4 protein-coding genes are annotated in these 2,889 nt (G+C 35.0%); all 4 read left to right on the top strand.

Annotation, left to right across the window (positions count from 1 at the left end):
* The coding region (locus tag OZD66_RS01960; RefSeq protein WP_275022065.1) for an IS110 family RNA-guided transposase at positions 1-962 on the top strand (962 nt) is incomplete at its 5' end.
* 1 nt (position 963) lies between these two features.
* Positions 964-1,110 (top strand): hypothetical protein, encoded by a 147-nt coding sequence (locus tag OZD66_RS01955; protein WP_275022063.1) that lies wholly within the window; start codon positions 964-966, stop codon positions 1,108-1,110.
* 82 nt (positions 1,111-1,192) lie between these two features.
* Positions 1,193-1,837 (top strand): alpha/beta hydrolase, encoded by a 645-nt coding sequence (locus OZD66_RS01950; RefSeq protein ID WP_182367366.1) that lies wholly within the window; start codon positions 1,193-1,195, stop codon positions 1,835-1,837.
* Between the two features lie 5 nt (positions 1,838-1,842).
* Positions 1,843-2,658 carry an SDR family oxidoreductase gene (locus OZD66_RS01945; protein WP_182367363.1) on the top strand — a complete coding sequence of 272 codons (816 nt, stop codon included), beginning with the start codon at positions 1,843-1,845 and terminating at the stop codon, positions 2,656-2,658.
* The last annotated feature ends 231 nt before the right edge of the window (positions 2,659-2,889 follow it).

The raw sequence follows: 2,889 nt of genomic DNA, 5'->3' as shown, positions 1-2,889 counted from the left end.
TAAATGCTATTTTGGGTGTGGATATTTCAAAAAAGAAATTTGATGTTTGTTTGTTAGTGGACAGTAAAAAACGACACAAAGTCTTTCAAAATAATCAAGATGGTTTTGCAAAACTTGTAATTTGGTGCAATGGCCATGGAGCAAATCTTACTCATTTATGTCTTGAAGCAACTAGTTGGTATGGAGAAGATTTGGCTACTTTTATGCACGATTTAGGACATAATGTCAGTATAGTAAACCCAGCCCAAATCAAAGCTTTTGGCAAAAGTGAGCTGCTCAGAAATAAGACAGATAAATCAGATGCAGCTATGATAGCTAGATTTTGTATCGCCAACAAACCTGCTCTTTGGAAGCCCATTGCACCTGAAATGAGGCATTTGAGGGAGCTTTACCGTTGCATGCAACCGCTAAAAGATGATAAGGTGCAACAGACAAATCGCTTGGAAAACAAAAATATGCATTCCAGTTGCAAAGAAGCTATATCTAAAGTAATTTTGGCAATAGAGGAGCAAATTATTGTTCTCGAAAAAGAAATTAATGAGCATATAAATAACTATCCACATCTAAAAAATATGGTGGAAAACCTTAAGACTATAAAAGGTATAGGATATCTTACTGCTGTTGCTGTTGTCGCAGAAATGCCATCAGTTGATAACTTTGACAATGCTAAACAATTTACAGCTTTTACTGGTCTAAATCCAGGACATTATCAATCGGGATCGTCAGTAAGTAAGAGAAGTTGCATATGCAAAATAGGATCTGAGCGTATTCGAAAAGCTCTTTATATGCCAGCTATAGTAGTCAAAAACCATAATAATCATTTTCAAAAGTTTTGTCAGCGTCTAGCAAGTAAAGGCAAATGTCCAAAAGTCATAGTTCTTGCGTTAATGCGAAAATTAATGCATGTCTTTTTTGGTATTCTTAAAAATAATCAACCATTTAATTGTAATTTTGTTGGATAATTTGTTTGACAGCAGAGACAGTATCTGGGATCCAGAAAAATTGATTGTGCACTATGCAACATTTTCGATCAAAAGCTGGATTCCAGTGTCAGCTACTTTCATCTGCCACGCGAATTGCCTGCAAATTGCAATGTTCATACAGTTATGAGCTAGTGTACATAATTGCACATGGGTTTTTACAAATTTGAAAATTAGTGTTAAATAAAAATATAAATGCAAAAGGAAAAGAAATGATTGAACTTAAAGGCCCAGAAATTTGTGCAAGTGGAAATAAGAAAAATTTGATTATTTTTTTACATGGTTGGGGCTCAAGTGGCGATAATTTCATTCACCTTGCTAAAGTTATGAGCAAGTTTTTACTGGGTTCATATTTTGCAGTACCCAATGCTCCGTTTGAAAGAGAAATAGGTGATGGTTATCAGTGGTTCAGCTTGGAAGATCGTAGTGAGGAAGCGCTATATAATGGAGTAAAAAATGCTACATCAATTGTAAATCATTTCATTGATACAAAATTAAAGGAGCTTAATTTAAAAGATACGCAACTTTCTTTAGTTGGATTTTCTCAAGGAGCAATGCTTGCAATACATACAGCTCTTACCCGCTCTCAATCCTGTGCATCAGTTGTTGCATACTCTGGTAGATTTCTTTCACCTTCAAAAACTGCACCAGAGATCAAGTCAAAACCTAACATATGTGTTATCCATGGTGATGCTGACGACGTGGTACCTTTTTCGTCCCTCGACTTAGCGGTTAAAGCTCTGAAAGAAAATGGAGTAAATGTTGAAGGACACCCAATTCATGCATTAGGGCATATTATTAATGAAGAGGGAATAAAATTAGGAGTAGAATTTATCAAGAAGAATTTTAAAAATTAATTTTCATGCACTTGTTTTGCTTTGGTTATGGATATGTAGCTAAATTTTTATCGAAAAAATTACTGAACTTAGGTTGGAAAGTCAGTGGCACATCAAGAAGTAAAGATATACAAAATGTAATCCTCTTTAATTATGAGAAGGTTAGCCAAGATCTGCTTAAAAGCGCAACGCACGTTTTAATTTCTATTCCTCCAGATGGTGATGATGTTGTGGAGAGATACGGTGATTGCCTGCAAAATGTTAAATGGTTTGGTTATTTGTCTGCAACTAGCGTCTATGGTGATCACTCTGGTAATTGGGTGAATGAGGAATCTGAAACAAAACCTATAGAAATCAGAGGAGAAAAGCGCCTTAGATCTGAAAAGAGGTGGCTGAATAGCAAACTGCCTGTACATATTTTTCGTTTAGCTGGAATATACGGTCCTGGTAGGAACGTGTTAATTGACTTGCAGCTTGGCAAAGCAAGAAATGTGAAAAAAGAAGGGCATTTTTTTTCTCGTATTCACGTTGAAGATATATCGAATATTTTATTTTCTTCCATGCAAAACATAAAACCTGGTGAAATATACAATTGTGCAGACGATTTACCCACTACACAATCTGAAGTGGTAATATATGCGACCAAACTTCTCAATGTTAGCCCTCCAGAACCAATTGAGGCTTCTTCCCTACCAGATTATGCACAGAGTTTTTATTTAGGATCAAAAAAAGTAAGTAATGTTAAAATTAAAAAAGATCTTAATGTCTCTCTAATTTACCCTAACTACAAGGTGGGATTAGAAAGTTTGCATGTAAAAAAAACTGAAATCACATCAGAATGATAGATAGGCTTATTGTCACTGCCATTAAGTTAAGGAAAGAATGGTTAAAAACTGAACTAAAAAGTCAGAAATAATTAAGGATTTATGACAAATGCTGAAACAGAATAGAGTAAACTTTAAAGCAGATAAACTCTGAAGTGTAAATTATAGCATTTCTCATAATAGTCCGAACAGGTCATAGGAAGGCAGAATCAACAGCACGACGAAAGGATTCGAATAGAGGAATGTTTT

The sequence above is a fragment of the Wolbachia endosymbiont of Drosophila baimaii genome (assembly GCF_028982185.1).
Classification (GTDB): Bacteria; Pseudomonadota; Alphaproteobacteria; order Rickettsiales; family Anaplasmataceae; genus Wolbachia; species Wolbachia pipientis.
This window is presented reverse-complemented; position numbering and strand designations above follow the sequence as displayed.